The organism is Enterobacter sp. SES19, from assembly GCF_011765665.1.
In the GTDB taxonomy this organism is placed as follows: Bacteria; Pseudomonadota; Gammaproteobacteria; order Enterobacterales; family Enterobacteriaceae; genus Enterobacter; species Enterobacter pseudoroggenkampii.
Window position 1 is genome coordinate 1779861 of sequence record NZ_CP050320.1, and the last position, 23283, is coordinate 1803143.

Below are 23283 nucleotides of genomic sequence, written 5' to 3' on the forward strand. Positions count from 1 at the left end.
CTTATATTCAGGGTTAATATCCCGGTAGATAGTGAAAATGGCATTCACTGTTCCGAAAATAGAACAATGAGGACTTATGCAGGATCTCAATGACTTCGTCTGGTTTGTGAAGGTGGTGGACTACGGGGGGTTTGCGGCGGCGGGAAGGGCGCTTGACCAACCCAAGTCCAAACTGAGCCGTAGGATCGCGCAGCTGGAGGAGCGGCTTGGCGTACGGTTGATACAGCGCACGACGCGGCAGTTTACGGTGACGGAAGTGGGGCACACTTTCTATCAGCACTGTAAGGCAATGCTGATAGAAGCAGAAGCGGCAGAGGAGGCCGTTGCTGCGCTGCAGGCTGAGCCGCGCGGCGTCGTCAGGATCACCTGTCCCGTCACGTTACTGCACGTCCACGTGGGACCGATGCTGGCGCGGTTTATGGCGCGCTACCCCGGGATTAATCTCCAGCTTGAGGCCACCAATCGTCGGGTCGATCTTGTTGGCGAAGGTATTGATGTCGCTATCCGCGTGCGTCCGCGTCCGTTTGATGATAGCGATCTGGTCTTAAGGGTGCTGGCTGACAGGGGGCACTGCCTGGTGGCAAGTCCGCAGTTGATTGAACGTATGGGTAAACCGCGAATGCCTTCCGAGCTCAGTGAATGGCCTGGATTAAGTATGGGGGCCGGTAAACAGGTGCATAAATGGGAGCTCAGTGGTCCAGAGGGGGCGAAAGCGGAGATCCACTACGCACCGCGCTTTATTACCACCGACATGCTGGCACTGCGGGAAGCGGCGATGGCGGGCGTGGGCGTTGTACAGTTGCCGATATTGATGGTGAAGGATCAGCTTGCGTCAGGGGAACTGGTACGGGTGCTGGACGCGTGGGAACCCCGACGGGAAGTGATTCACGCGGTTTATCCTTCGCGGCGCGGCATGCTGCCGTCGGTCAGGACGCTGGTGGATTTTCTGACTGAAGAGTATGCGAAGATGGTGGAAGAGTAGCTTTTCGTAGGTCGGGTAAGCGCAGCGCCACCCGACATAAAGAGCGCAGGGAGTTTCAAGGTTCGAATCCCCCCTTTCGGAGAATATAAAAGAAAAAAGCCCGTACTTTCGTACGAGCTCTCATCTCGAATATGGCGGTGAGGGGGGGATTCGAACCCCCGATACGTTGCCGTATACACACTTTCCAGGCGTGCTCCTTCAGCCACTCGGACACCTCACCATATTGTCATCCCGTTGCTGCCGGGACGGGCGCTAATGTAAGGAAAAGCCGAACTGCCGTCAACTCACTTTTTCAGTAATTTAGCGCGTTTAGACAAACTTCAGGCAACATGATTCTTAAATGTGCTGAAAGCGTCTTTTTTATCAGCAACACAGTTACGCAATAAATTTGTTATGCTGGCAATCCATTTGAAAATGAAAACAAAACAGCGCAATAAAAGGCAGGAATAACTATGGATATACTCTTCTATCACCCCACGTTTGATACGGCATACTGGATCAAGGCGCTTACGGCGGCGTTACCCGGCGCACGCGTACGTGAGTGGAAGCGTGGCGATAATGAACATGCCGACTATGCGCTGGTCTGGCACCCGCCGGTTGAGATGCTGCAGGGCCGCAAGCTGAAGGCCGTTTTTGCCCTGGGAGCTGGGGTGGATTCCATTCTGAGCAAACTGAAGGCACACCCTGAAATGCTGCCGGAAGAGATCCCGCTGTTCCGTCTCGAAGATACCGGAATGGGCCAGCAAATGCAGGAATATGCCGTCAGCCAGGTGCTGCACTGGTTCCGCCGCTTTGATGACTATCAGGCCTTTAAACAGCAGGCCCACTGGGAGCCGCTGCCTGAGTACCGTCGCGAAGACTTTACGATCGGCATCCTCGGTGCGGGCGTGCTGGGCTCAAAAGTGGCTGAAGCTCTCGCTCCGTGGGGCTTCCCGCTGCGCTGCTGGAGCCGCAGCCGTAAGGACTATCCGGGCGTAGAGAGCTTTGCCGGAACGGATGAGCTTCCGGCCTTTCTGAACGGCACGCGCGTGCTGATCAACCTGCTGCCAAACACGGCGGAAACGGTAGGGATCATCAATGAAACCTTGCTCAATCAGCTCGTCGATCAGAGCTACCTGATGAACCTGGCGCGCGGAGTTCATGTTGTGGAAGGCGATCTGCTGAAGGCTCTGGACAACGGAAAGCTAAAAGGTGCCATGCTGGACGTCTATAGCCGTGAACCGCTGCCCGCTGAAAGCCCGCTGTGGAAGCACCCGCGCGTCGCGATGACGCCACATGTGGCTGCCGTGACGCGTCCGGCAGAAGCGGTGGCCTATATATCCCATACCATCAGCGAAATGGAAAAGGGTCATGCGGTCACCGGGCAGGTCGTTAGGCAGCGCGGCTACTGAGAGAAACCCGGCGTTCGCCGGGTTTTTGCTAATATTCGCCGCTGATAACTGCTATCCTTTGGAAAAACCGCAGAGGAGAAAGAGATGTATCCCGTTGACCTGCATATGCACACCGTCGCCAGTACCCACGCGTATAGCAACCTCCATGATTATATCGCTCAGGCGAAGCTTAAAGGTATTAAGCTGTTCGCGATCACCGATCATGGCCCGGACATGGCGGATGCGCCGCACTACTGGCACTTTGTGAATATGCGGATCTGGCCACGTCTGGTGGACGGCATTGGGATACTGCGCGGCATTGAGGCGAACATCAAAAATATCGACGGTGAGATCGACTGCACCGGCCCGATGCTGACGTCTCTGGACCTTATCCTCGCCGGTTTTCATGAGCCGGTTTTCCCGCCTCAGGATAAAGAGACCAACACCGCGGCGATGATTGCCACTATCGCCAGCGGCAATGTGCACATTATCAGCCACCCCGGTAACCCGAAGTACCCGATTGATATTCAGGCTGTCGCGCAGGCGGCAGCAAAACACCGCGTGGCGCTGGAGATTAATAACTCCTCCTTTGTTCACTCGCGTAAGGGCAGCGAAGACAACTGTCGCGCCGTGGCGGCCGCCGTGCGTGAAGCGGGTGGCATGGTGGCGTTGGGCTCAGACTCTCATACCGCGTTTACGCTGGGTGATTTCAGCGAGTGCCTGAAAGTGCTGAATGATGTTAACTTCCCGGAAGCGCAAATCCTGAACGTGACCCCACGCCGCATGCTCGATTTCCTCGAGTCGCGCGGAATGGAACCGATTGCCGAATTTGCCGATCTTTAATTGTGTAATGGAATAAAAAAAATGAACGAGTTTTCCATCCTCTGCCGCGTGCTGGGTACGCTCTATTATCGCCAGCCGCAAGACCCGCTGCTGGTGCCACTTTTTACGTTAATTCGTGAAGGTAAACTGGCGCAGAACTGGCCGCTGGAACAGGATGATTTACTGGAACGTCTGCAAAAAAGCTGCGACATGCAGCAGATTGCGACCGACTACAATGCGCTGTTTGTCGGCGATGAGTGCCGCGTTTCGCCATACCGTTCTGCCTGGCAGGAAGGGGCGACGGAAGCGGAAGTCCGTGCTTTCCTCTCCACTCGCGGTATGCCGCTGAGCGATACGCCAGCCGATCATATCGGTACGCTGCTGCTGGCAGCGTCCTGGATTGAAGATAACGCCGGTGATGATGAGAACGAAGCCATTGAAACCTTGTTCGAAACGTACCTGCTGCCGTGGGTCGGGACGTTCCTGGGTAAAGTTGAAGCGCATGCCACCTCGCCATTCTGGAGAACGCTGGCGCCGCTGACCCGCGACGCTATCGCGGCAATGTGGGATGAGCTGGAAGAAGAGAACGAAGAGTGATGTAAGTCACATAAATTCTGCAACTCATCAGTTCATTTTGCATGTAATGTGCTGATGATCGCATTTCTATGGTGCGCTTCTGCTAAGATGCGCGCCATGAACATATTACTTTGTATCGCAATAACGACAGGTATTCTCTCCGGGCTCTGGGGATGGGTAGCCGTGTCTCTCGGATTGCTCAGCTGGGCCGGATTCCTCGGCTGTACCGCCTATTTCGCCTGTCCGCAGGGGGGAGTCAAAGGGTTCTTTATCTCAGGCTGCACGCTGATGAGCGGCGTTATCTGGGCGCTGGTGATCATGAAAGGCAGCGCGCTGGCGCCGCATCTGGAAATTCTGGGATACGTCATGACGGGTGTCGTCGCCTTTTTAATGTGCATCCAGGCTAAGCATCTGCTGCTTTCATTTGTGCCGGGAACCTTTATGGGGGCGTGCGCGACCTTTGCAGGACAGGGTGACTGGAAGCTGGTGGTCCCCTCACTGGCGCTGGGGCTGCTGTTTGGCTATGCCATGAAAAACAGCGGTCTGTGGCTGGCATCGCGGCGGGAAAAAGCGCAAAACATCACGGCAGTGAGCGAATAAAAAAAGGCGAGATGATCATCTCGCCTTTTTTATGCGCTTCCTGTCAGGATTCCGGAGGGACTGACATATCGCGGTATTTCACCAGTATCGGGTTCTGCACGTCTGCTTTGTTTTGCAGATCCCACAGCCCGCGGTCGATACCGTCGTTAATTAAGTAGATCACGCCGGTTTCAATGGCCGACATCAGACACATCATGACCGGCTCGTTAGAGGTGTAGCCAATTTCACCTTCCAGCAAACGCTGGTAATCGATGAAGCGGAATACACCTGCCTGAACTTCATAAGACAGAATGGTTTTGCTGGTGTTCACCGAAGAGAGCACTTCGCCTGTACTGACGTTAACCACACGCAGGTTAACGGCGATCTGGTCAAGCTGGTACTGGGTATCCGCACCGATACCAAAGTACCGCGCGCCCGCACCACCCGATTTAACGTTACTTTCGTAACCAATAATCGATCCTTCAATCATTACGTTCGCTGCCGCCAGAGATTCCAGAGGCGTGCGGTTATTGGCCGCGACGGTACCATTTTCCTGTGCGGCACGAATGATTTTTCGTTCATTCAACAGGTTCTGAAGACCCTGACGTTCCAGCGGAATAAACCAGTGCGAATCCTTGAGCGCGGTAACCAGCATCGCGGTGGCGCTCTGCGGCACTGCCGTGGAGAAGTTACTTGCCGGGTAAGGTTTGAATTGCCCGGTTTCATCCTGAATATTGTATACGGAGACAAATATTTTCCCCGTTGGAGCAGGTAAATGCGTTAAATCACGATAACTCTGGGCCCGAGGCATTAATGTTGGTTTTGCAGCTTCTTTAGGTGGAGCAGTTAAACAACCGCTCAATAAGCACACTGCAACAAATATCAGGAAGCGCTGCATGATCGTTGTCCTTATTTAGCTATTGTTTAAAAGTCAGTTGAATTACTTTGAAGACCGGAAACCTGAATGGTGGAGATCCTTCCGGTTTTACGATCGGTCACGTTCAGCTGAAGCTGTCCGTCCGTGTTGGCGATATCAACGATAAAATCGTTGGTCACCATTCGGCCGGGTTTACCGGTATTAATGTTGGTCAATAACCCGCCTAAAATCTGCGACTGGATAGCCTGCGTGAAGTTGTCCAGGGCGGATGGGGTATCAATGCTAAAATCCTTTAAGCTTGGGTCCTTATAGGAGTTTTGCGCCTGAGCTTCATTCAGCAGGAACGCACCGTTGTTAGGGTTACCGCCAAAGTTAGGGTTACGGAACTGAAACGTCATGTTTCCGGCCCAGCTGATGGGTGTGATCAGCATTATCGAAACAACTGCATATGCAATACGCATGACAGCCTCCGCATATCGGTTCGCTAGAACTCGTCTTTTGCTAAATCGCTGGTGCTTAATAGGGCTTTATCTATTTGCAGGCGATTAATAGCGTCTTCTGATTGTGCCAGTGCTAAGACTACGTTTTTATCGAAGTCTATTTTGGTCGGGAATAAAAACGTTTGATAAATAACGTACTGATTAGCCGTTATTGTTATCCAACTTCCCCATCGTGCACTGGGCCGCTCGTTGATTGTTATATTACCCGTGTAGGTACTGTCCCATTTGTCGCTGAAGGCACGGTAAAAACTGTGCCCGACCGATGAGACAGTGTGGTCTGTTAACAATCCGGGAACTTCGACCTCGACGGCCTTCAGATTCCCAGCAGCGAGCAGGAAACTCGCTGCGGCGATCCAACTCAACGTGCGCTTCATGTGATTAACGCCTGAGGTTATCGTTTGCCCACGAAACCGCCTGAGTTCGGTTTTTCACAGCTATCTTCTTGAAAAGATTATAAAGGTGCGTCTTTACCGTATTTTCGCTGATAAATAACGAACGGGCGATTTCAATATTTGAAGCACCAATGCGTAACTTATTCAGGATCTCTTTCTCACGGTGCGTGAGCAGTGCTGACTCTGTGCTGTTATAGCGATAATTTCCGGAGTGCGTGATGAGATAGCTGGCAAGCTTTTGCGAAAAATAACACTCTCCGCGCAATATACCTTGCAGCCCTTCTACCACCCGGTCTTCTTCTTCCGTGACGTAGAACACGCCATTGATATGCGGCCAGCTTTCAATATCTCTGAAAGGATATTCATCAGGCGTATTCAACAATAGCACGCGGATATTATTGTTTTTCCTGCTTAAAATATCCTGCCAGTAATGGATAAGCTTTTTATCAGCTTCCATCATATCGAAAAGAATGATGCTGCCAGGTGCAATATCATCAAAAGAACGTTGAATATTATGCAATTTCCCGTTCAGTGATAAAGATTGCTTTAAATGTTGTAATAATGCTGTCGCTTGCAAAGAAGGTTTTGTGATCAACAGTAATGTATGACCATGTAAACTATGGACTTCATTATACATGATGAAACCCCACTTTATTTTGGCACCTGACAGCTGTCCTCCTGTTTAAAAGAGGACACCAGAAGTACTGACAGATGTTGCACTGCTGTGTGTAGAATCAGACCATAACCTCCACAGGGAGGTAAATATAAAACCAATTTCGTACATCTAATTTCAATCTAGCTTTTACGAAGTTTAAAGCAAGTGTTAAACATGTAACAGGATGTAAAAATCAATATTAATTTGTGAAATTAGGATGTTTGGAATGGCAATAATTGATGAGAAAGTTGTACACAGAAATAGATGTGCACAGATTTTAAAAATCATACAAATATTTTTAATTATTTGATTTTTAATGTTATTTGCTATTTTTATAAAGCATTAATTAAGTATGAGTTTCAGATTATTTCTAAGCCCGCGAATGAGTGACTGTCTGGCTTAAGAAAAGAAGCTACGTGTCACGCGATGAGAAAAATGTTCTCCTGCCGTTACGTTTAAACAACCCGGGAGGAAGCGTGGACAGCCTTCGTCTCGTTGTACACCCTTTCGCAACACACCTTTAATAAAAAATATAAGCTGGCCTGATTAAAGTGATTTTTGATGTAAATTACGACTTTGTGGTGACCCGATAAATAAAAATAAGCCACGCGGGTGAGATATTTAAAATGTTTCAGCGGACATACTCTTCACCGTAACGACGCGTTAACACAATACGAGTCGTTTAAACATGGAGTGATTAAATAGCCAGGTCCAGGGTGACAACATGAAAAACACATCGTTAATTATGATGTTTACATTACTGGGTGCGCCTGGATTTGTAACCGCAGCGAATTCAGATTTGGCAAATTCTGAATATAATTTTGCGGTTAACGAATTAAGTCTTTCATCACTAAATCAGGCAGCCATTATTGGTCAACGGGGCGTTTTCAATAACGCTGAGGTTCGCCAGGACGGTTCAAGACTCTTATCCATTGTTTCCCAGGATGGGGCAGGCAACAGAGCGAGGGTTGATCAATCAGGGAGTTACAATTTAGCCTGGATCGATCAGAGCGGTAACGCGAATGATGCAGGTATTACGCAAGATGGATACGGTAATAGCGCGAAAATTATCCAGAAAGGGTCGGGTAATAGAGCAAATATTACGCAGTACGGTACGCAGAAAACCGCAGTTGTAGTGCAGAAACAGTCGCAAATGGCTATTAACGTTATTCAACATTAGCGCTTTCGCGACGACTTTAATCAATCCGATGGGGGTTTACCATGAAATTTATCAAAGTGGCAGCACTTGCAGCAATCGTAGTTTCTGGTAGTGCTATGGCGGGTTCTATTAATCAGGGCGGTTGGGGTCATGGACATGGTCACGGTGGATACAGTGGCCCTAATTCAACCCTGAATATTTATCAGGACGGTGGCGGTAACTCCGCGGTTGCTCTGCAGACAGACGCCAGAAATTCCGTGCTGAATATTACCCAGAAAGGTGGCGGTAACGGTGCTGACGTTGGTCAGGGTTCTGATGACAGTAAAATCAACCTGACCCAGAAAGGATTTGGCAACAGTGCGACACTTGATCAGTGGAACAGTAAAAAATCCGTCATGAATGTTAGCCAGACCGGCGGCTTTAACGGTGCACTCGTAGACCAGACTGCGTCCAACTCAACTGTTAACGTTACCCAGATCGGTTTTGGTAACCACGCGACAGCTCATCAGTACTGATACTGAAATCTGTGCTACAAAAAAACAGGGCATCAGCCCTGTTTTTTTTCGGGAGTTCATCATGAATACCTTAATTCTACTCGCCGCGCTTTCCAGCCAGATAACCTTCAAAACGTCGCAGCAGGAAAACATGACCACCATTATTCCGCAGGTCACTCTGGCGCAATCGTGTGATTGTCAGGTTCAAATTGTTTCTGTTCGGGAAGGGCAGGGGGGACAAAGTTCGTCCCGACAGCAAAATACCCTTTTTATACCCGCTAATCAGACGATTGATTTAATGCGCCTGAGTTTAAATATTAACGCAGGAGACACGGTAAAAATCGTGGTCACCGTTTCAGATGGAAAATCGCTTCATTTATCACAACAGTGGTCACCGGCGGGAAGTCCGATCTAAATATTCATGAAATCAATGTGTTGCGAATGTGGCGGGTCTGCGCCGTTGAGCTATGCTGATATCAGGGACCTGGTCGTCATGTTCCTTAACGTGAGACTTCGTTTGCCGTAATAAATGAAGCGCGTTTACCCCTCATGGACGATTTTCATTGAGGAGTACCTATAATGAACAACTATTTTGCTCGACTCGCGGCAGGTCTGGGTCTGGTCGTTTCTGCTTTGAGTATCCCGGCTTATTCGGCCACAGTTGTTGACGGTGGTGTCATTCATTTTCGCGGTGCCATTGTTGCAGACCCCTGTGAAGTCACTCCCCAGAAGCAACAGTTTGCAATGTCATGTCCAGATAATAACCGTATGCAAACGCGTATGGTGAGCTATGAAGAGGCGCTTAACGGGAAAGTGAGCGACTCAAACCTGGCGACGCTCAATATGAAATACCTAAATCCTGAAAAAACGCTCGCGGTTGTCGAAATCCAGTATCGCTAATGCGCACTCTTCCGCCCAGCGGTGGAAGAGGATTTTATCTGATAGTTTTTTCTCCCGGTCTCCTCTGCGATACACTTAAGAAAAAGGCGGGTTGCAGAGGGGCTTTATGAAACCGCAAATTGACATTATTCATGGCGATATTACGACCATGCACGTCGACGTTATCGTCAATGCGGCCAATCCCTCCCTGATGGGGGGAGGCGGCGTGGACGGGGCTATCCACCGGGCTGCCGGACCGCAGCTGCTGGAAGCCTGTAAAACCGTGCGGCAACAGCAGGGCGAATGTCCTCCCGGTCACGCGGTGATTACGCTTGCGGGCAATCTGCCTGCCAGAGCGGTTATTCATGCCGTAGGGCCCGTCTGGCATGGCGGGGACCAGCACGAAGCGAGTATTCTGGAAGAGGCTTACCGGAACTGTCTGCGGCTGGCCGCCGACAACGGCTATAAAACGATGGCGTTCCCGGCCATCAGCACCGGCGTGTATGGTTACCCTAAGGCCGCCGCCGCAACGATCGCCGTAGAAACCGTTTACCGCTACCTGTCGTTAAAACCGCTGCCGGAGAAGGTGATTTTTGTCTGTTTCGACGACGATACCACGCATCTTTATCAGCGGCTGCTAACTCAGCGCAGACAAGAGCTGGAAAGCTGAAGCAAACGCGGCGCATCCGGTGCGCCGCGTGTTCTAAGAGGCTTTCGCCTGCGGTTTTCCTGAAAAGAGGAAACGCAGCAGCGGGATCCGCAGATGGATTTCGTAGAGTACGATCGCCACCCCCACAACGAACACCAGCCCGGTAAAGAAGCCCAGCGTGTTGGAGGCGATGTGCGGTGTGATGTAAGCCCCGAAGAAAAGCGTCAACGGGTGATGCACCAGATAGATAAACAGCGAAGCATTAACGAAGTAGGTCACGCGGTGAGACTTAAAGTTCAGCAAACGGTGGCCCAGCGCGAATACTACGTTCACCATCCACAGGCCCAACAGCATCGTGATCACGCTTTCCGTTTCATACATCCAGGCGTCGCCGCTCCCGTAGCGCTGATTCAGCAGATAGGCCGCGAACGCGAGAGTGGCTCCCAGTGCGCACCACGGTGACGGGGTGACAAACAGCGATTTAAGCTTCGGATGAATAAACGCCAGCGCGCCGATTAAAAAGAACGGAATGTAGAACAGCGACTGCATCACCACAAAATTAAATAACCCGTCGCTCAAAATCGGCGGGTAGACGATAAGCAGGGTCCGTCGCACGGCGGCATAGGCAATCCCCAACAGCAAGAAGAGCACTGACAGTTTGCCCATCGTAACGTTGGCGAAAAAGACGTCGGCTTTCGTACTTAGATGGTGGCGCAGGCGGCTGAAAATCAACAGACTCACCGTGGTGAGCACCACCAGGACCAGCAGGAACCACAGGTGAGATACCAGCTCCCAGACCAGCGTATTGTACTTTTCATACAGCGTCAGATTCGGCCAGTTCTCCGCTTTACCCTTCACGTACTGCAACATAATGAACTGGGGCAGCGTCAGCAGCGGAATGGCGGTCAGCATGGGGATCCCCACGCGCTCTACGCGCACTTTCCACCAGCGCTTGAGCGGGTATCGCAGAAACAGCATGTAAGAGAAATAGCCGGATATGACGAAAAACACCTGCATACGGAAGGCGTGAATAAAGTCATTAAACAGCGTCAGCCACCAGGAGGGCATCTGGCTATTCACGTGCCAGGTGTGGCTGGAGTAAATCAGTGAAATGTGAAAGGGGATCCCCAATAGCATCAGCCATGCCCGGATCGAGTCGAGGAAATATTCACGTTCTGTTGGTGTTGTGCTCATATAACGTTGTGCATTCTCAGACTTTTCGTCTTATCCCTAAGACTCATAATGGTTACATTCGAAGGCAACCCTACACCAAGACCGACACCCTGTCTCCAGGATAAGCACGCAAAGTGAATAGCGGGTTCTTTCATTTGCTTAATCCCTGAGCCAGCAGCTGAACAAAGCAGTGATAATGTTGTCGGATTGCCTGAGTTTCCATTAAAATGGATCGGATCGATATAAGCACACAAAGGGGGAAGTGCTTACTTATTATGAAACATAAACCACAGATGATGAAAATGCGTTGGTTGGGTGCTGCAGTGGTGTTGTCACTGTATACCTCATCGGCACTGGCCTTTAACATCGACGATGTCGCAAAACAGGCAAAATCGATGGCAGGCAAGAGCTACGAAGCGCCGAAAAGTAACTTGCCCTCCGTTTTCCGCGACATGAAGTATGCGGACTATCAGCAGATCCAGTTCAATCACGATAAAGCGTACTGGAGCAATATCAAAACCCCGTTCAAGCTTGAATTTTATCATCAGGGTATGTACTTCGACACGCCTGTTGCCATCAATGAAGTGACGGCGACAGCGGTTCGTAAGATTAAGTACAGCCCGGATTATTTCAATTTTGGCAATGTGCAACACGATAAAGATACGGTGAAAGACCTGGGCTTCGCAGGCTTCAAGGTGCTTTACCCGATCAACAGCAAAGATAAAAACGACGAAATCGTCAGCATGCTGGGTGCCAGCTATTTCCGCGTCATTGGCGCGGGGCAGGTATACGGGCTTTCTGCGCGTGGTCTGGCTATTGATACCGCGCTGCCATCAGGTGAAGAGTTCCCACGTTTCCGTGAGTTCTGGATTGAGCGTCCAAAACCAACTGACAAACGTCTGACCATTTATGCGCTGCTGGATTCCCCGCGTGCAACCGGCGCCTATCGCTTTGTGATTATGCCGGGTCGTGACACGGTGGTTGACGTACAGTCCAAGGTTTACCTGCGTGACAAAGTAGGCAAACTGGGCGTTGCGCCACTGACCAGCATGTTCCTGTTTGGGCCGAACCAGCCGTCTCCGGCAACCAACTTCCGCCCGGAACTGCATGACTCCAACGGTCTGTCTATTCATGCCGGTAACGGTGAGTGGATCTGGCGTCCGCTGAATAACCCGAAACATCTGGCGGTGAGCAGCTTCGCAATGGAAAACCCGCAAGGTTTCGGCCTGCTACAGCGTGGTCGTCAGTTCTCCCGCTTTGAAGATTTGGACGATCGTTATGACCAGCGTCCAAGCGCCTGGGTCACGCCAAACGGTGACTGGGGTAAAGGTAAAGTCGAGCTGGTAGAAATTCCAACCAACGATGAAACCAACGATAACATCGTCGCTTACTGGACACCGGATCAGCTGCCGGAAGCCGGTAAAGAGATGAACTTCAAGTACACCATTACCTTCAGCCGCGACGAAGATAAGCTGCATGCGCCGGATAACGCGTATGTGATGCAGACTCGCCGCTCAACGGGTGATGTGAAGCAGTCTAATCTTATCCGTCAGCCTGACGGGACCGTGGCGTTTGTCGTGGACTTCACCGGCCAGGATATGAAGAAACTGTCGCCGGACACCGCCGTTGCCGCTCAGGCCAGCATCGGTGATAACGGTGAAATCGTTGAGAATACCGTGCGTTACAACCCGGTAACCAAAGGCTGGCGTCTGACCCTGCGCGTGAAAGTGAAAGATCCGAAACAGACCACTGAAATGCGTGCTGCGCTGGTCAGTAACGATCAGCCGCTGAGTGAAACCTGGAGCTATCAGCTACCTGCCAATGAATAATACATCTGAATATATTGATGCCATGCCGCTGACGGATATCGAAAAAGCGGCACTGCCTAAGAGCGACATCCGCGCGGTTCACACCGCGCTGGATGGTGAACATCGTCAGTTTTCCCGTGATGATGATACGCCGCTCGGGTCAGTCAAGGCGCGTCTGGAGCAGGCCTGGCCGGACTCGCTGGCGGAAGGGCAGTTGATTAAAGACGATGAAGGACGCGATCAGCTTCAGGCGATGCCGAAGGCCACGCGTTCCTCAATGTTCCCCGATCCATGGCGCACCAACCCGGTGGGCCGCTTCTGGGATCGCCTGCGCGGGCGTGATGTGACGCCGCGCTATCTGTCGCGCCTGACAAAAGAAGAGCAGGCGTCCGAACAGAAATGGCGTACCGTGGGGACCATCCGTCGCTATATCCTGCTGCTTCTTACGCTGGCGCAGACGGTCGTCGCGACCTGGTACATGAAAACCATCCTGCCTTATCAGGGCTGGGCGTTCATCAACCCGACGGACATGATGGGCCAGGATCTCTGGGTCTCCTTCATGCAGCTGCTGCCGTATATTCTGCAGAGCGGCATCCTTCTGCTGTTCGCGGTTCTCTTCTGCTGGGTCTCGGCCGGTTTCTGGACCGCGCTGATGGGCTTCCTGCAGCTGCTGATGGGGCGTGACAAATACAGCATTTCGGCGTCAACGGTCGGGGATGAACCCCTCAATCCCGAGCACCGTACCGCGCTGATTATGCCTATCTGTAACGAAGACGTTGACCGCGTATTTGCGGGCCTGCGTGCGACCTGGGAGTCCGTAAAGGCGACCGGTAACGCGGAGCATTTTGACGTTTACATCCTGAGCGACAGCTACAACCCGGATATCTGCGTTGCAGAACAAAAAGCGTGGATGGAGCTGATTGCAGAAGTGCAGGGCGAAGGGCAGATCTTCTACCGCCGTCGCCGCCGTCGTGTGAAGCGTAAAAGCGGTAACATCGATGACTTCTGCCGTCGCTGGGGTAATCAGTACAGCTATATGGTCGTGCTGGATGCGGACTCCGTCATGAGCGGTGACTGCCTGAGCGGTCTGGTGCGTCTGATGGAAGCCAACCCTAACGCGGGTATCATTCAGTCCTCGCCAAAAGCGTCCGGCATGGACACCCTTTATGCGCGCTGCCAGCAGTTCGCCACCCGTGTCTACGGGCCGCTGTTCACCGCGGGTCTGCACTTCTGGCAACTGGGTGAGTCGCACTACTGGGGTCACAACGCCATCATCCGCGTGAAGCCGTTCATTGAGCACTGTGCGCTGGCGCCGTTGCCGGGTGAGGGGTCATTTGCAGGCTCTATTCTGTCGCATGACTTCGTGGAAGCAGCGCTAATGCGTCGTGCTGGCTGGGGCGTCTGGATTGCCTACGACCTGCCGGGATCGTACGAAGAGCTGCCGCCGAACCTGCTGGACGAGCTCAAGCGTGACCGCCGCTGGTGTCACGGTAACCTGATGAACTTCCGTCTGTTCCTTGTTAAAGGGATGCACCCGGTTCACCGTGCGGTGTTCCTGACGGGCGTGATGTCTTATCTCTCCGCACCGCTGTGGTTTATGTTCCTTGCGCTCTCCACTGCGCTGCAGGTGGTCCATGCCTTGACGGAGCCGCAATACTTCCTGCAACCGCGGCAGCTGTTCCCGGTGTGGCCGCAGTGGCGTCCGGAGCTGGCGATTGCGCTGTTTGCCTCCACCATGGTGCTACTGTTCCTGCCTAAGCTGCTCAGTATCATCCTGATCTGGTGCAAAGGCTCGAAAGAGTACGGCGGTTTCTTCCGCGTGACCCTTTCACTGCTGCTGGAAGTGCTGTTCTCCGTGCTGCTGGCACCGGTGCGTATGCTGTTCCACACCGTATTTGTGGTCAGTGCGTTCCTGGGCTGGGAAGTGGTCTGGAACTCACCGCAGCGTGATGACGACTCCACGCCGTGGAGCGAAGCCTTTATGCGCCACGGTTCTCAGCTGCTGCTGGGTCTGGTGTGGGCGGCCGGAATGGCCTGGCTGGATCTGCGCTTTCTGTTCTGGCTGGCGCCGATTGTCTTCTCGCTGATCCTGTCGCCGTTTGTCTCCGTGATCTCCAGCCGTTCAACGGTGGGGCTGCGGACCAAACGCTGGAAACTGTTCCTGATCCCGGAAGAGTATTCCCCGCCGCAGGTGCTGGTGGATACCGATCGTTATCTCGAGCAGAACCGCAATCGCACGCTGGATGACGGCTTTATGCACGCCGTGTTTAACCCGTCATTCAACGCCCTGGCAACGGCGATGGCCACTGCGCGTCACCGTGCCAGCCAGGTGCTGGAGATTGCCCGCGATCGTCACGTTGAGCAGGCGCTTAACGAGACCCCGGAAAAACTCAACCGCGACCGTCGACTGGTGCTGTTGAGCGACCCGGTGACCATGGCGCGTCTTCACTACCGCGTGTGGTCCGCTCCGGAGAAATACTCTTCGTGGGTGAACTACTATAAGGGCGTGAAGCTGAATCCGCTTGCACTGAAGGCGAAGTAAGTCGTTAAGCAGGGCGGGTAGCGAAGCGCTACCCGCCAGATAAAATACCGGCTGCGAGGCCGGTATTTTTTTAGAGGTTAGAGATGAGAATAACCATCGTCGTCATGATGGCATGCCTGCTCAGCGGCTGCGGCAGTATCATCAGTCGCACCATTCCAGGGCAAGGCCACGGTAATCAGTATTACCCGGGGGTAAAATGGGATCTCCGTGATTCCGCATGGCGTTACCTGACCATGCTCGATCTGCCGTTTTCGCTGATTTTCGACACGCTGTTGCTGCCGATTGATGCCAGCCATGGCCCTTACGAATAGCGTAAATTAACGCTCGTCCCACTCATCGGCTGCGGTTTGACCTTCTTCCGTATCCAGCGGTGGCTCGAGCTGAAACTCGCCCTCATCCCACTCGTGTAGCGTGTTCTCTTCCAGCCATTCCTGCCGAAGTTCGATTTCGTCATAGTCGCCATCGAAGACGGCCTGCGCACCTTCACCGCTCAATATCGGCAAACATTCCCCTTCTTCACCTTCATCGGCAAAGAATTCGGCCTGCCACATAATATCCCCATCCTGCAGAACGTATTTTTGGATATTAAGCTGTTGCACGTCAGCATCTTCTTCATCAACGCCGGGGTTGTCGGCGAGGAACTCTTCACGAGCGGCATCAATAGCTTCTTCCAGCGTGGCGTACATGGTCATTGGTGTCTCCCTGTTTTCCAGAAGGTTTCAGGGAAAGAATAGCTGAATATAAGATTCTGCAAGTATGAATGTGAAAATAAGACGTCACACATTCAATGCCGCCCACTTAAGCGGTGCGGCACGAGAGTTCACCGCGTAACGGATTTTTGACATCTTAACTGCCCTCGGCCTTAATGGCTGGAGGCGTTTTGTTATGAACACCGCTTCCAGATCTCCACACATGTGCTCTAATTGTTTTTGGATTGACGGTATTCACCAGTACTGACATCTCCGATGGCGGCAGACGACGACATGGGCGAACCGTCGCTGAAAACGAGCAGGTCGTTGAGAAATGGCATAAGAAAACGGCTCCCTGTAGTGGAAGCCGTTATAGTGCCGCGGTAAAGAATCGGTCAACCGCTCCTTAACTGAACGGCATTGCCCATTAAGCGGGGCTTTTTCTTGATTCCATATCAACGCTTCTTTTTTGGTTTGAATAAACGATCGCTGACAATAAATGCAACTATCAGGAATATAACAGTAGATATTAATGCATAATCTTCCCAAAAGGTGACGGCGAGCATACCGAAAATAATAGTTAAACCAATAGGTATATAAACTTGCATAACAAGCCTAACTAATTCCTGCCACCACACGCTAAACATTTTTTTCATCGTACTATCCTAAGAATATCAGAAACAATATCGTTATCGCTTTTTTGGTATTGGTTGTGTACGTCAACACGATCAATTATTGGTTCAACCAGGAAGTATAACATTTCCAGATCACGATTATAGAGATCTCTATAGTACCGACTATGTTTATATAAAAGACGTTCCGCAGCCTGTGAAGCTACCTGTGCGTACCCATATATTCCCGCCGCAGCTACACCACGCGTTGACCATTTGGTGAGTGCCGAGGAGATCGATACTTGCATTGAAAGACTTGAAGCCGCTAACGTAGCGATAGTGTACGCAATGGTAAACTTGGTAAGGGTGGCAGTTGTAAACCCAGCTCCTGCTTTAGACAAGATTAACGTAATGTTCCTGATGCGCTGGTCTGAGAGATTTTCAAACATATAGTTGATATAGATTTCAAGCATCTCTCTTATAGTGTCATGATGTTTTACGAGTACTACAAGAGCCTTCAAGAACCTCTTATCTTCTTGCTTCAAACGTGTACATACGTCCTGGTAGTTGTCGAGGAAGCACGAGCTATACCACGAAAGCCTTTCCACCCCAGAGTATATTAAATGAGCCTGTTGTACGGCTTGCTGTTGAACACCAGCAAGGCTTTATCCAGCAGGTTAGCCATGTAGCGATCAGCATCAAGTTTGTTCAGTATAAGCGAGTTGTAGCTCATGAATCCTTCCCATGTTTCTCCCTATCCATATTCCACATAACAGTAATAAACCTCCGAATAATAAACAAGATGTATCTACCGATGGAGGCAGGTCACGCCAGTACTCGAAAACCCGCAAGGCGTTATTACTCACTTTGCTCGACAGATGATAGTACTGAATCAAAGTGATTGGGGTCGGTACTACGTACCTAAAGTCTTTGCGAGTAATTACGCGTCGCCTTGCTCCTTGTCAGGGTTGCGGGCTGTTGAATCCCTTCGCGTACTTACCTACCTTATAGTGGTGATGTTCGATTACTCGACACATGATAGAATCGCCCTATGCAAACAGCAGGGAAAACAAAATGCAAATAATGAGGATGACATACGACGACATTGATAAAAATGGCTATGCCAAATTACACGTCTATGGAATAGGAACTTTCTCTGCATTCAGTGGGCAAAACCCATATACCAATGATCCCAACTGTGCGTACTTACCAAACAGTGCAATACCTACTGGACGGTACTGGATAGTTGATAGGCCAACTGGCTCTACATTGAATAAGATCCGGGCATGGGGCGTTGATACAATCACAGGTAATGACCACTCCGAATGGTTTGCACTCTTCAGTGCTCAAACCATGACAGATAGCATAATGATTAACGGTGTATCGCGTGGTAGTTTCCGGTTACATCCACTCAGGCCGGATGGTTCTGGTTTCTCTGAGGGGTGTATTACTTTCGTCAATCGACCCGATTTCTATACTGTACGTAGTCAGTTGCTCCGTACTAAAAAGGTTAAAGTACCAGGATCAAGGACTGGATTGATGGCATATGGTTATGTTGATGTGCAAGGGGGGAGCGACTATGCGAAGTGCAGGATTCGTTAAGAATGCGGCCATATACAGTATCTGTATTGTCTTTGCATGGTGGCTATCAAGTTTCGGTAAGCCTCTCAATGGACTAACGCAATGGGTCATGGATACCGCCTATAGTACTTTCGGTTCCGGCCTGAGTGGTTCATATGAAGCTGATGCAGATCCGGTAAGGTTCATCGCCTTAATCCTGATGGTACTTATCTACGCTACCATACTGTTCTTGCTCACACGTTTGGTACTAAGAAAGTTTCAGGCCAATCGCTAATACCTCATTTTATTAAGTACCCTCACTGTATATGGTGAGGGTGTTTTTTGGTACTTAATTACTGACTATAACAATAAATACATCAACAATAGATGAGGTGAGTTTATGGAAAAATATATTATTAACGATTTTGTTTATGAAGTTATTGGCAATGTGATAACCGTCCTGACCTGCCCCCCGTATTAGATACAACCATCAGTTAGTAATGTCGGTTTGTTTACTTTCACATTTTCCATTCCGCCACCGTGCTGCAAACTCTGATGGCGTCTGATAATTCAGTGCTGAATGTGGACGACATCGTTATAATCCTGCCGCCAGTCATTAATGACTTTCCTTGCGTGAACGATATCACTGAACCTGTGCTCATTCAGACATTCATCGCGAAATCGCCCGTTAAAGCTCTCAATAAATCCGTTCTGCGTTGGCTTGCCCGGCTGGATTAAGCGCAGTTCAATACCATGCTCAAAAGCCCATTGATCCATTGCACGGCAGGTGAACTCCGGCCCCTGGTCAGTTCTTATCGTCGCCGGATAGCCTCGAAACAGTGCAATGCTGTCCAGAATACGCGTGACCTGAACGCCTGAAATCCCGAATGCGATGGTAATGTCAGGCACTCCTTCGTGAAGTCGTCCACACAGGTCAGGCACTTGATCCTGCGACCGGTCGCATCACACATCAATACCACGGCTTCCCGCTTCTGGTCTGTCGTCAGTACTTTCGCCCCAGGGCCACTGAAGAGCCTCCTTATCCAGCATGGCTTCGGCAAGCAGCTTCTTACGCCAGGTATAATAGGTGGCGTTGGAAATGGCGTACTTGCGGCAGAGCTCACGGGCAGAAACCCCTGCTTCAGCTTCGCGGAGGATACTGATGATCTGTTCGTCGGAAAAACGCTTCTTCATGGGGATGTCCTCATGTGGCTTATGAAGACATTACTTACATCGCGGTGTCTTAATCAACGAGGAGCAGGTCAGCGTACATGGTCATTAGTGTCTCCCTGTTTTCCAGAAGGTTTCAGGGAAAGAATAGCTGAATATAAGATTCTGCAAGTATGAATGCGAAAATAAGCTTCAGGCGTTCGTCTTATTCCGTCACGGGCCGTAACGCGCGGGATAAACTGAACCACGAATAAATGGCATTGAACAACACGACGCCCGCCGTCACGATAAAGACGGCGCGAAAGCCGAAGCTGGCAGAGATCCCGGCCCCGAGCAGCGGTCCGGTGACGTTACCAATATCCCGGAATGACTGGTTATAGCTGAAAATACGCCCGGCAATCTGGTTCGTGGAGTTGTAGACCAGCAGGGTCTGTACGGCGGGCAGCAACGCGCCGTCGGCGGCACCCAGCAAAAAGCGCAGGACGCCCAGCTGCCATGGCGTTTGCACCATCGACATCGGGATAAGCAGCAGGACGGAAATCACCAGCGCGCAGATCAGGATTTTTTCCGGACCCACCCGGTCCCCCAGTTTTCCCAGCCTCGGGGCGCTCAGTAGCGCCGCCACGCCGGGTACGGAGGCAATCAGCCCGCTGATGAACGCAATATTGCTGACGTTACCCGCCAGGTCGCGAACGTACAGCGTCAGAATAGGGGCAATCGACCCGGTAGCCACCTGGATAATCATTGTCGTCACGAACAGGCTCAGCACCAGTCTGGGATTTCTAAGCGAGGTCAGCACCTCCCTGGCGTGGAGCATCTCTTTTTTGGCGACAGGCGTGAAGTTTTCCCGAATACAGAGCAGGGTGACGATAAAGCACAGGAACAGCACGCTGGCGGTGATAAAGAAAACCGGCCGCAGGCCATAGCTATCGGCCAGGAGTCCACCGGCCAGTGGCCCCAGCAGGGCGCCGCTCACGCCGCCGGTTGAAAGCGTGCCCAGCGCCCAGCCGCTCTTATGGCGGGGAATTTGTGTGGCAATCAGGGCATTGGCATTGGGAATAAAGCCCCCCAGCAGGCCCAGCAGCGCGCGGAGGATCAGGAACTGCCAGACGTTTTGCGCCACGCCCATCAGCGCCATGATAATGGCCATCCCCAGCGCCGAGCGCAGCAGCATGATTTTACGTCCCTTGCGATCGGCAAGGCCGCCCCAGAAGGGCGAGGCTATCGCAGAAAACAGGAACGTGATGCTGAATACCAGGCCGGACCACATATTGAGCGCGCTGTGACCCGTCACGCCCAGCTGTTCGACGTAGAGCGGCAGGAAGGGCATGACCAGGCTAAACGCCGCGCCGGTAAGAAAACAGCCAAGCCAAGCAACCGTGAGGTTACGCTTCCAGTTTATGGGGGCATCTGAGGGTGACATAACAATCCGCATAATGAGGTGCTGAGCACCTGAAGCATGAAGTAATAAGCATGCTAATTATGCGCCTGGGTTATGATTGCCGCAATGAGGGGGAGCTTTTAAAGCTAAAACAGCATGCGGCCCTGAGGGCCGCACGTTGAAAATCAATAGCGGGACGGCGTGCCTTTTGGCCGCGTTTTAAAGCGACGGTGCAGCCACATATACTGCTCCGGGGCGAGCATGATGCACTTCTCCACAACGCTGTTCATCCAGCGCGCGGTGGTTTCTGCATCGTCAAGCGGCGGCGCGAGTTCCGGCTCCAGCATCATCAGCTCGTAGCCTGAACCATCCGGTTTACGGCGAGGAACAAAAGGCACGATGGCAGCTTTGGACATCCGCGCCAGCATCCAGGTGCCGGTGGTTGTGGCGGCCTCGTCAACGGCGAAGAAGGGGACAAATACGCTGGCCTGCGGACCATAGTCGTGGTCGGGGGCATACCAGACCACTTCACCGGATTTCAGCGCGCGGATCATGCCCTTCAGATCCTTACGGTCGATCATGCTTTTGTTGGAGCGCATGCGGCCGTTGGTCTGGATTAAATCGATGACCGGGTTATCGTTAGGACGATAAACGCCAATGCCGGGTGCCTGCATGCCGAACATGCGTGCCCCGATTTCCAGCGTCAGAAAATGGACGCCGATCAGCAGAACGCCCGTCTGGTTGGCCTGAAGCGTATGCACCGGATCCATGCCGGTTCCCGTCACCTCGCTCCAGCGGGCCATGCGTTTGTCTGGCCAGAACCACGCCATACCGGTTTCCATGAGCCCCATCCCGACGGATTCGAAATTCTTCGAGACCATATCGTGACGATCTGTCTCGCTCATCTGCGGAAAACAGAGCTCAAGATTGCGGTACGCGATTTTGGCGCGACGCTTCATAAACAGCTGCGCGAAACGGCCCAGAAATTTACCCAACCGAAAAATTACAGGGTAGGGAAGCTGTACCAGGAGCCATAAAAAGCCAATGCCAAGCCAGGTCAACCAATAGCGGGGATGCAAAAGGGCGGCAGTAAATTTTGGTAACTGGGTCATGTCTTTCCTGTGTTCAAACGTCCTGTTTTGCTAGTGTCTCATTTTTTTAGACGTAGCCAAAATATCTGCTTTCGAAGCGTGCACGAATACAGCAATTGTTAAGCCTGATTAATCAGGGTGTGTGAAATGTAGCGTAAATTGTGTGGATGTAAATTAGTTTTATTTGCTATATGATGCCGACCGATTTTTCATTCTCTCTAACGATTCCAGGACTGTACACCATGCCAGTGTTACACAACCGCGTGTCGAATGAGATGTTAAAAGCGCGTATGTTGGCTGAAACCGAACCGCGCACCACCATCTCTTTCTACAAATACTTCACGATCAACGATCCGCAGGCAACCCGCGATGCGCTTTATCAGGCGTTCACGGCCCTGAACGTCTTCGGACGCGTCTACCTTGCCCGTGAAGGCATCAACGCGCAGATTAGCGTACCGGAAAGCAAAGTCAGCGCTTTCCGCGACGTTCTTTATCACTTCGATCCGGCCCTCGACGGCTTACGCCTGAACATTGCCCTGGATGATGACGGGAAATCCTTCTGGGTGCTGCGCATGAAGGTGCGTGAACGCATCGTGGCGGACGGTATCGACGATCCTGAGTTTAACCCGGCGGATGTCGGCGAATATCTGAAGGCTGCAGAAGTGAATGCGATGCTGGACGATCCGGATGCCGTGTTCATTGATATGCGTAACCACTATGAGTACGAAGTGGGGCATTTCGAGAACGCGATGGAAATCCCGGCCGACACTTTCCGCGAGCAGCTGCCCAAAGCGGTTGAGATGATGCAGGAACATAAAGATAAAAAGATCGTTATGTACTGCACCGGCGGTATCCGCTGTGAGAAAGCCAGCGCGTGGATGAAGCACAACGGTTTTAATAAGGTCTGGCATATTGAAGGCGGCATTATCGAGTATGCCCGCCGCGCCCGTGAACAGGGTTTACCGGTACGCTTTATCGGGAAAAACTTTGTCTTTGACGAGCGTATGGGGGAGCGTATCTCGGAAGACGTTATTGCCCAGTGCCACCAGTGCGGCGCGCCGTGCGATACCCATACCAACTGCAAAAACGACGGGTGTCATCTGCTGTTTATTCAGTGCCCGGCCTGTGCCGAGAAGTTTAACGGCTGCTGTAGCGAGCTGTGCAGCGAAGAGAGCATCCTGCCGGAAGAAGAGCAGCGTCGTCGTCGTGCAGGACGTGAAAACGGCAACAAGATTTTCAATAAATCCCGCGGCCGTCTGAATACCAAACTGGGTATCCCTGACCCGGAATGATAATAACGCCCGGCACGGCAAAAGCCTGCCGG

The 23283-nt window shown here is 51.7% G+C and carries 25 protein-coding genes, 1 tRNA gene and 2 pseudogenes; 15 read left to right on the top strand and 13 right to left on the bottom strand.

The window, feature by feature from the left end; all coding sequences use genetic code 11:
- Nucleotides 1-76: 76 nt before the first annotated feature.
- Nucleotides 77-982: a LysR family transcriptional regulator gene (locus tag GXP72_RS08395; protein WP_024908979.1), complete on the top strand. Its 906-nt coding sequence runs from the start codon at nt 77-79 to the stop codon at nt 980-982.
- 132 nt (nt 983-1114) lie between these two features.
- Here GXP72_RS08395 and GXP72_RS08400 read toward each other — a convergent pair.
- Nucleotides 1115-1202, bottom strand: a tRNA-Ser gene (locus tag GXP72_RS08400).
- Between the two features lie 232 nt (nt 1203-1434).
- Here GXP72_RS08400 and ghrA point away from each other — a divergent pair.
- The 4 genes from ghrA to GXP72_RS08420 all read left to right on the top strand — a co-directional run bounded on the left by ghrA (nt 1435) and on the right by GXP72_RS08420 (nt 4350).
- Nucleotides 1435-2373, top strand: coding sequence for a glyoxylate/hydroxypyruvate reductase GhrA (ghrA, locus tag GXP72_RS08405; protein ID WP_208763750.1), 939 nt, complete (start codon nt 1435-1437; stop codon nt 2371-2373).
- Nucleotides 2374-2457: 84 nt separating this feature from the next.
- A complete protein-coding gene (locus GXP72_RS08410; RefSeq protein WP_090417389.1) occupies nt 2458-3195 on the top strand; it encodes a phosphatase in 738 nt (245 codons plus the stop codon).
- Between the two features lie 21 nt (nt 3196-3216).
- Entirely contained in the window at nt 3217-3771 is a 555-nt protein-coding gene (locus GXP72_RS08415; RefSeq protein WP_029740002.1) for a molecular chaperone, read from the top strand.
- 96 nt (nt 3772-3867) lie between these two features.
- Nucleotides 3868-4350, top strand: coding sequence for a DUF1097 domain-containing protein (locus GXP72_RS08420; RefSeq protein WP_208763751.1), 483 nt, complete (start codon nt 3868-3870; stop codon nt 4348-4350).
- A 43-nt stretch (nt 4351-4393) separates the two neighbouring features.
- Here the strand turns inward: GXP72_RS08420 and csgG are convergent, their stop codons facing one another.
- Genes csgG through csgD form a run of 4 tightly spaced genes read right to left on the bottom strand, consistent with a single transcriptional unit; the run spans nt 4394 to nt 6735 of the window.
- Entirely contained in the window at nt 4394-5227 is an 834-nt protein-coding gene (csgG, locus tag GXP72_RS08425) for a curli production assembly/transport protein CsgG (RefSeq protein WP_024908984.1), read from the bottom strand.
- A gap of 26 nt (nt 5228-5253) precedes the next feature.
- The gene (csgF, locus tag GXP72_RS08430) at nt 5254-5667 is read right to left on the bottom strand and encodes a curli production assembly/transport protein CsgF (RefSeq protein WP_023311106.1); all 414 of its coding nucleotides are present in this window, start codon (nt 5665-5667) and stop codon (nt 5254-5256) included.
- Between the two features lie 23 nt (nt 5668-5690).
- Nucleotides 5691-6080 carry a curli production assembly/transport protein CsgE gene (gene csgE / locus GXP72_RS08435; RefSeq protein ID WP_048991542.1) on the bottom strand — a complete coding sequence of 130 codons (390 nt, stop codon included), beginning with the start codon at nt 6078-6080 and terminating at the stop codon, nt 5691-5693.
- 4 nt (nt 6081-6084) lie between these two features.
- A complete protein-coding gene (csgD, locus tag GXP72_RS08440) occupies nt 6085-6735 on the bottom strand; it encodes a biofilm master transcriptional regulator CsgD (RefSeq protein WP_090417387.1) in 651 nt (216 codons plus the stop codon).
- Nucleotides 6736-7477: 742 nt separating this feature from the next.
- Here csgD and csgB point away from each other — a divergent pair.
- The 5 genes from csgB (at nt 7478) to ymdB (ending at nt 9955) form a co-directional block, all read left to right on the top strand.
- Complete coding sequence (gene csgB / locus GXP72_RS08445) at nt 7478-7933, top strand: curli minor subunit CsgB (protein WP_090417385.1); 456 nt, start codon at nt 7478-7480, stop codon at nt 7931-7933.
- Between the two features lie 41 nt (nt 7934-7974).
- Complete coding sequence (gene csgA / locus GXP72_RS08450) at nt 7975-8427, top strand: curli major subunit CsgA (protein WP_048991545.1); 453 nt, start codon at nt 7975-7977, stop codon at nt 8425-8427.
- A 61-nt stretch (nt 8428-8488) separates the two neighbouring features.
- A complete protein-coding gene (gene csgC, locus GXP72_RS08455) occupies nt 8489-8821 on the top strand; it encodes a curli assembly chaperone CsgC (RefSeq protein WP_208763752.1) in 333 nt (110 codons plus the stop codon).
- A 164-nt stretch (nt 8822-8985) separates the two neighbouring features.
- The gene (locus GXP72_RS08460) at nt 8986-9306 is read left to right on the top strand and encodes a type 1 fimbrial protein (protein WP_048991547.1); all 321 of its coding nucleotides are present in this window, start codon (nt 8986-8988) and stop codon (nt 9304-9306) included.
- 106 nt (nt 9307-9412) lie between these two features.
- A complete protein-coding gene (ymdB, locus tag GXP72_RS08465; RefSeq protein ID WP_024908992.1) occupies nt 9413-9955 on the top strand; it encodes an O-acetyl-ADP-ribose deacetylase in 543 nt (180 codons plus the stop codon).
- Nucleotides 9956-9988: 33 nt separating this feature from the next.
- Here ymdB and mdoC read toward each other — a convergent pair whose 3' ends face one another.
- The gene (gene mdoC / locus GXP72_RS08470; RefSeq protein WP_024908993.1) at nt 9989-11128 is read right to left on the bottom strand and encodes a glucans biosynthesis protein MdoC; all 1140 of its coding nucleotides are present in this window, start codon (nt 11126-11128) and stop codon (nt 9989-9991) included.
- Between the two features lie 254 nt (nt 11129-11382).
- Here mdoC and mdoG point away from each other — a divergent pair, with 254 nt between their 5' ends.
- The 3 genes from mdoG (at nt 11383) to GXP72_RS08485 (ending at nt 15768) form a co-directional block, all read left to right on the top strand.
- Entirely contained in the window at nt 11383-12936 is a 1554-nt protein-coding gene (mdoG, locus tag GXP72_RS08475; RefSeq protein WP_021240787.1) for a glucans biosynthesis protein MdoG, read from the top strand.
- Nucleotides 12929-15457 (top strand): glucans biosynthesis glucosyltransferase MdoH, encoded by a 2529-nt coding sequence (gene mdoH, locus GXP72_RS08480; protein ID WP_048991549.1) that lies wholly within the window; start codon nt 12929-12931, stop codon nt 15455-15457. The genes mdoG and mdoH overlap by 8 nt, the downstream gene beginning before the upstream one ends.
- Nucleotides 15458-15540: 83 nt before the next feature.
- A complete protein-coding gene (locus tag GXP72_RS08485; protein ID WP_090417379.1) occupies nt 15541-15768 on the top strand; it encodes a YceK/YidQ family lipoprotein in 228 nt (75 codons plus the stop codon).
- A gap of 6 nt (nt 15769-15774) precedes the next feature.
- On the opposite strand, the gene GXP72_RS08490 is transcribed toward GXP72_RS08485, so the two are convergent.
- The 4 genes and pseudogenes from GXP72_RS08490 to GXP72_RS08505 all read right to left on the bottom strand — a co-directional run bounded on the left by GXP72_RS08490 (nt 15775) and on the right by GXP72_RS08505 (nt 17302).
- Nucleotides 15775-16149 carry a MysB family protein gene (locus tag GXP72_RS08490; protein ID WP_014831418.1) on the bottom strand — a complete coding sequence of 125 codons (375 nt, stop codon included), beginning with the start codon at nt 16147-16149 and terminating at the stop codon, nt 15775-15777.
- 84 nt (nt 16150-16233) lie between these two features.
- A pseudogene (locus GXP72_RS08495) lies at nt 16234-16420 on the bottom strand (IS4 family transposase); the annotation flags it as partial.
- A 181-nt stretch (nt 16421-16601) separates the two neighbouring features.
- The gene (locus GXP72_RS08500; protein WP_048990092.1) at nt 16602-16802 is read right to left on the bottom strand and encodes a hypothetical protein; all 201 of its coding nucleotides are present in this window, start codon (nt 16800-16802) and stop codon (nt 16602-16604) included.
- The gene (locus tag GXP72_RS08505) at nt 16799-17302 is read right to left on the bottom strand and encodes a hypothetical protein (RefSeq protein ID WP_061715554.1); all 504 of its coding nucleotides are present in this window, start codon (nt 17300-17302) and stop codon (nt 16799-16801) included. Before GXP72_RS08505 ends, GXP72_RS08500 begins: the two co-directional genes overlap by 4 nt.
- Before the next feature lie 544 nt (nt 17303-17846).
- On the opposite strand from GXP72_RS08505, the gene GXP72_RS08510 reads away from it, so the two are divergent.
- On the top strand, nt 17847-18359 hold the full coding sequence (locus tag GXP72_RS08510) for a DUF2778 domain-containing protein (protein ID WP_343582610.1): 513 nt from the start codon (nt 17847-17849) through the stop codon (nt 18357-18359).
- 448 nt (nt 18360-18807) lie between these two features.
- On the opposite strand, the pseudogene GXP72_RS08515 reads toward GXP72_RS08510, so the two are convergent.
- The 3 genes and pseudogenes from GXP72_RS08515 to GXP72_RS08525 form a co-directional block, all read right to left on the bottom strand.
- A pseudogene (locus GXP72_RS08515) lies at nt 18808-19511 on the bottom strand (integrase core domain-containing protein).
- Nucleotides 19512-19692: 181 nt separating this feature from the next.
- On the bottom strand, nt 19693-20910 hold the full coding sequence (gene mdtG / locus GXP72_RS08520) for a multidrug efflux MFS transporter MdtG (RefSeq protein WP_090417375.1): 1218 nt from the start codon (nt 20908-20910) through the stop codon (nt 19693-19695).
- A gap of 143 nt (nt 20911-21053) precedes the next feature.
- Complete coding sequence (locus GXP72_RS08525) at nt 21054-21980, bottom strand: Kdo(2)-lipid IV(A) acyltransferase (protein ID WP_090417373.1); 927 nt, start codon at nt 21978-21980, stop codon at nt 21054-21056.
- Between the two features lie 221 nt (nt 21981-22201).
- Between GXP72_RS08525 and GXP72_RS08530 the strand changes: the two genes are divergently transcribed.
- On the top strand, nt 22202-23251 hold the full coding sequence (locus GXP72_RS08530) for a rhodanese-related sulfurtransferase (RefSeq protein WP_024909001.1): 1050 nt from the start codon (nt 22202-22204) through the stop codon (nt 23249-23251).
- Nucleotides 23252-23283 lie beyond the last annotated feature (32 nt).

Bases quoted from the DNA above. Each gene is read 5' to 3' on its own strand.
- GXP72_RS08490 (WP_014831418.1), bottom strand. From the start codon at position 16,149: ATGACCATGTACGCCACGCTGGAAGAAGCTATTGATGCCGCTCGTGAA.
- GXP72_RS08530 (WP_024909001.1), top strand. From the start codon at position 22,202: ATGCCAGTGTTACACAACCGCGTGTCGAATGAGATGTTAAAAGCGCGT.
- GXP72_RS08395 (WP_024908979.1), top strand. From the start codon at position 77: ATGCAGGATCTCAATGACTTCGTCTGGTTTGTGAAGGTGGTGGACTAC.
- GXP72_RS08510 (WP_343582610.1), top strand. From the start codon at position 17,847: ATGACATACGACGACATTGATAAAAATGGCTATGCCAAATTACACGTC.
- csgD (WP_090417387.1), bottom strand. From the start codon at position 6,735: ATGTATAATGAAGTCCATAGTTTACATGGTCATACATTACTGTTGATC.
- GXP72_RS08415 (WP_029740002.1), top strand. From the start codon at position 3,217: ATGAACGAGTTTTCCATCCTCTGCCGCGTGCTGGGTACGCTCTATTAT.
- GXP72_RS08525 (WP_090417373.1), bottom strand. From the start codon at position 21,980: ATGACCCAGTTACCAAAATTTACTGCCGCCCTTTTGCATCCCCGCTAT.
- GXP72_RS08410 (WP_090417389.1), top strand. From the start codon at position 2,458: ATGTATCCCGTTGACCTGCATATGCACACCGTCGCCAGTACCCACGCG.
- mdtG (WP_090417375.1), bottom strand. From the start codon at position 20,910: ATGTCACCCTCAGATGCCCCCATAAACTGGAAGCGTAACCTCACGGTT.
- csgC (WP_208763752.1), top strand. From the start codon at position 8,489: ATGAATACCTTAATTCTACTCGCCGCGCTTTCCAGCCAGATAACCTTC.
- mdoG (WP_021240787.1), top strand. From the start codon at position 11,383: ATGAAACATAAACCACAGATGATGAAAATGCGTTGGTTGGGTGCTGCA.
- csgF (WP_023311106.1), bottom strand. From the start codon at position 5,667: ATGCGTATTGCATATGCAGTTGTTTCGATAATGCTGATCACACCCATC.
- csgE (WP_048991542.1), bottom strand. From the start codon at position 6,080: ATGAAGCGCACGTTGAGTTGGATCGCCGCAGCGAGTTTCCTGCTCGCT.
- mdoC (WP_024908993.1), bottom strand. From the start codon at position 11,128: ATGAGCACAACACCAACAGAACGTGAATATTTCCTCGACTCGATCCGG.
- csgG (WP_024908984.1), bottom strand. From the start codon at position 5,227: ATGCAGCGCTTCCTGATATTTGTTGCAGTGTGCTTATTGAGCGGTTGT.
- mdoH (WP_048991549.1), top strand. From the start codon at position 12,929: ATGAATAATACATCTGAATATATTGATGCCATGCCGCTGACGGATATC.
- ymdB (WP_024908992.1), top strand. From the start codon at position 9,413: ATGAAACCGCAAATTGACATTATTCATGGCGATATTACGACCATGCAC.
- GXP72_RS08500 (WP_048990092.1), bottom strand. From the start codon at position 16,802: ATGAAAAAAATGTTTAGCGTGTGGTGGCAGGAATTAGTTAGGCTTGTT.
- GXP72_RS08460 (WP_048991547.1), top strand. From the start codon at position 8,986: ATGAACAACTATTTTGCTCGACTCGCGGCAGGTCTGGGTCTGGTCGTT.
- ghrA (WP_208763750.1), top strand. From the start codon at position 1,435: ATGGATATACTCTTCTATCACCCCACGTTTGATACGGCATACTGGATC.
- csgB (WP_090417385.1), top strand. From the start codon at position 7,478: ATGAAAAACACATCGTTAATTATGATGTTTACATTACTGGGTGCGCCT.
- csgA (WP_048991545.1), top strand. From the start codon at position 7,975: ATGAAATTTATCAAAGTGGCAGCACTTGCAGCAATCGTAGTTTCTGGT.
- GXP72_RS08420 (WP_208763751.1), top strand. From the start codon at position 3,868: ATGAACATATTACTTTGTATCGCAATAACGACAGGTATTCTCTCCGGG.
- GXP72_RS08485 (WP_090417379.1), top strand. From the start codon at position 15,541: ATGAGAATAACCATCGTCGTCATGATGGCATGCCTGCTCAGCGGCTGC.